The following is a 3,194-nucleotide window of genomic DNA, read 5'->3' as shown; positions in this document are numbered from 1 at the left end:
TTTATTTGAAATAGCACAATAGGTTAATTTATGATTTTATCGCAGCGTTATCCTGTTTTTCAAAACCGACTGCAGCTGCAACACTTAGAGCAGTAAAACTTTTTCTGGAATATTCCTTTAAAAATGGTTTTTATGACAAGGATACCTATAAGAGGATCCCCTGCATTCATTACAACAAAAACAGCACACTTCCTTCTGTTTATACAGCAGAAGAAGTCTCAAAAACTTTAGCGGAGATCGATCTCGGCAATCCCGGCGGTAGGCGGGATTATGCAATTATCCTGTTGATTGCAAGGCTCGGATTAAGAGCTAGTGATGTGGCAAATCTGCGTTTTGAAAATATTAACTGGGAAACAAATAAAATCAGTTTCTATCAGGTTAAGACAAAAAAACAAATAGAACTGCCTCTTCTGAAAGATGTAGGTGAGTCCATTATCGAATACATGAAATACGGTCGTCCGACTTGTAATTCGGATCATATTTTTGTCAGACACAGGGCACCTATACATGAATTTACAGCATCTGCTGTCGGCTCTACTGTCCACAGGCATCTTTTAAAGGCTGGAATTAAAACGGAAGGGCGTCATCACGGTGCGCATGCACTGAGACATAGTCTGGCAGGAAGACTTCTGGAAAACAGGATTCCTCTTCCGGTCATTTCCGAAATCCTTGGACATTCAAGTACTGAAACCACCATGGCTTATCTAAGGGTTGATATTGAACAGCTTAGAAACTGTGCATTGGAGGTATCCGGTTATGAAGACTGAGCATAAAGCACCTGAAATGAGCGGCATATTTAAAGAACTTGCAGAAAATTTCATATCTTTCAAAAGAAATCTTGGATTTAAATATCAATCCGAGGAGAAAGTAATGTCCCGTTTTTGCAGATTCAGCAACGATTATGATCTGACGGAAGTCTGTATCACCAAAAAACTCGCAGAGGATTGGATAGCTCCCCGAGCAGGGGAGGCAGGCAAAAGCCGTGCCCACAGACTGACATGTGTGAGGCAGTTTGGTGAATACCTGTACACTCTTGGCTATGAGGTATATTTTTTACCTGAGCAACGTGGTATATGGACGGCCTCCTTTGTTCCATATATTTTTACGCATGAGCAGATAATTGCATTGTTTGCAGCTGCTGATAACACTAAATTTTGTGATGACAGAAGAAACATACAAAACTGTCTGCCTGTTATTTTCAGGATGCTGTATGGATGTGGATTACGCGTTTCCGAAGCTCTAAAGCTGCAGGTAAAAGATGTAAATCTCACAGATGGTATCCTGACAATAAAAGAAGCCAAGATGGATAGGGATCATCTGATCCCCATGTCCGAATCCCTTACACAGGCCTGTCAAAAATATGCAGATAAAATCTGGTGGGACAAAGATACAGATTATTTCTTCATGGCACCGGATCATACAATGATCAGCCCGAATACGATCTATGGGAAATTCCGTGTTTATCTTAAAGTGATGGGGATTTCCCATGGTGGAAAAGGTCAGGGACCAAGACTTCACGATCTGCGTCATACCTTCGCAGTACACGTGCTGCAAAAATGGGTAACCGGGGGAAACGATCTCACTGCGATGCTTCCTATGCTTTCCACATATATGGGCCATAAATCTGTCAGTGCCACTTCCAGATATCTTCGGCTCACTGCTGAAGTTTATCCTGAATTATTAAGCACAATAGAGGAAAAATGTGCTTTTGTGATTCCGGAGGTGCAAAATGAAGAAATATGATTTTGGTTTTTACCTTACAAGATTTTTGACCACATACCTCCCTTCACAGAGGGGTATAAAAGCAAACACACAATTGTCTTACAGGGACACGTTTTCTCTTTTGCTTATTTATTGTAAAGAACAGGAAAGTATACAACCGGATAAAGTAAAGCTTCAGCTTTTAGACCGTGAACTGATAAACCGCTTTTTGAACTGGCTTGAAGAAACACGTAACTGTAAACCGGCTACCCGAAATCAGCGTCTAGCGGCAATACACTCTTTTTTTCGTTTTCTCATCATTGAATGCCCTGAAAAAATAGAACAGTGCCAGCAGATCCTTGGCATACCCATGAAAAAAGTGGAACAGCCTTTGATAAAATATCTGTCTCTTGAAGGGACAAAGGCACTTCTGGAACAACCAGACGTTATGTCTCTCTCCGGTCGTCGTGATAGTGTTTTGCTGACGCTTATGTATGATACAGGATGCCGTGTACAGGAACTGGTTGATTTAAGGGTTTGTGATATCACACTTGCGGATACTGTAACCGTGAAACTAACCGGAAAAGGAGATAAAAGCAGGATCGTACCTGTAATGGTGCCTACAGGACAGCTTATCAGACAATATATAGCTGAGAATCATCTGGATACTGCACTCTACCGAAACCATCCTTTATTTACCAACAGGTCAGGTAAGAAAATAACTCGTGCTGGGATTACCTACATCCTTCAAAAATATGCTGAACAGGCATATCTTTCCGGACATGAAGATGTTGATCCCAAACTGACTCCACACTGTTTGCGCCATTCAAAGGCAATGCATCTGCTCCAGTCAGGGATAAACCTTATCTATATCCGAGATCTGCTTGGACATTCGGATGTATCAACCACGGAAGTTTACGCCAGAGCAGACGAAAAAATGAAACGTGAGGCTCTTGAAAATGCTTATCAAAGTCCTTCAGACGGAGAAATGCCATCATGGCAGGAAGATAATGATCTTCTTAATTGGCTCAAAAACTTCGGTAAATAGCAACACCTAATTATGCAAAGTAATTGGAGAAAGAAATGCTGAATATATCAGGTTTCTGTTCTCCAACTTTCCATAATTACCTACTATGCATAACCAACGCCGCCTTTCTGGTTGGCGATGGCGATGATTTGCGTGTTCATTGACTTCACCTCATTTCTAATTATTGCTGTTGCTTCTGGAAATAGAAAAAGCCGCCACTTCAAAATTTACAGTGAAGTGACGGCTCTTTCTATCGCCGGAATACGAGTTCCTGAAATGAAAAAAGCACCCAGCATTTATACTGTGTGCTACATCAAATTCATATTCAATTATTCAAATTAGCTCAAACTATGCCAAACTGCCACAGCCAAAAAACGAGGGAAAGGAGGGATGAAAAGCACCCCAAAAATCGGCTCTCGGTTAACCACTTTGGGAACCACTTCCCCCTCTTTTCGCCCTCTTTTTG

At 41.4% G+C, this 3,194-nt stretch carries 3 protein-coding genes; all 3 read left to right on the top strand.

The annotated features are described in order from the left end of the window. The first annotated feature begins 26 nt into the window (after positions 1–26). Genes DXA87_RS10205 through DXA87_RS10195 form a run of 3 tightly spaced genes read left to right on the top strand, consistent with a single transcriptional unit; the run spans position 27 to position 2,749 of the window. Entirely contained in the window at positions 27–767 is a 741-nt protein-coding gene (locus DXA87_RS10205; RefSeq protein WP_348982218.1) for a site-specific integrase, read from the top strand. Next, positions 757–1,743 (top strand): tyrosine-type recombinase/integrase, encoded by a 987-nt coding sequence (locus DXA87_RS10200; RefSeq protein WP_117504241.1) that lies wholly within the window; start codon positions 757–759, stop codon positions 1,741–1,743. Before DXA87_RS10205 ends, DXA87_RS10200 begins: the two co-directional genes overlap by 11 nt. After that, positions 1,730–2,749 carry a site-specific integrase gene (locus tag DXA87_RS10195; RefSeq protein WP_117469280.1) on the top strand — a complete coding sequence of 340 codons (1,020 nt, stop codon included), beginning with the start codon at positions 1,730–1,732 and terminating at the stop codon, positions 2,747–2,749. The genes DXA87_RS10200 and DXA87_RS10195 overlap by 14 nt, the downstream gene beginning before the upstream one ends. Positions 2,750–3,194 lie beyond the last annotated feature (445 nt).

Origin of the sequence: Desulfotomaculum sp. OF05-3 (assembly GCF_003435535.1) — a bacterium.
Classification (GTDB): Bacteria; Bacillota; Clostridia; order Lachnospirales; family Lachnospiraceae; genus Pilosibacter; species Pilosibacter fragilis.
Note: the sequence above shows the minus strand (reverse complement) of the source record. Positions and strands in the feature narration are given on the sequence as shown.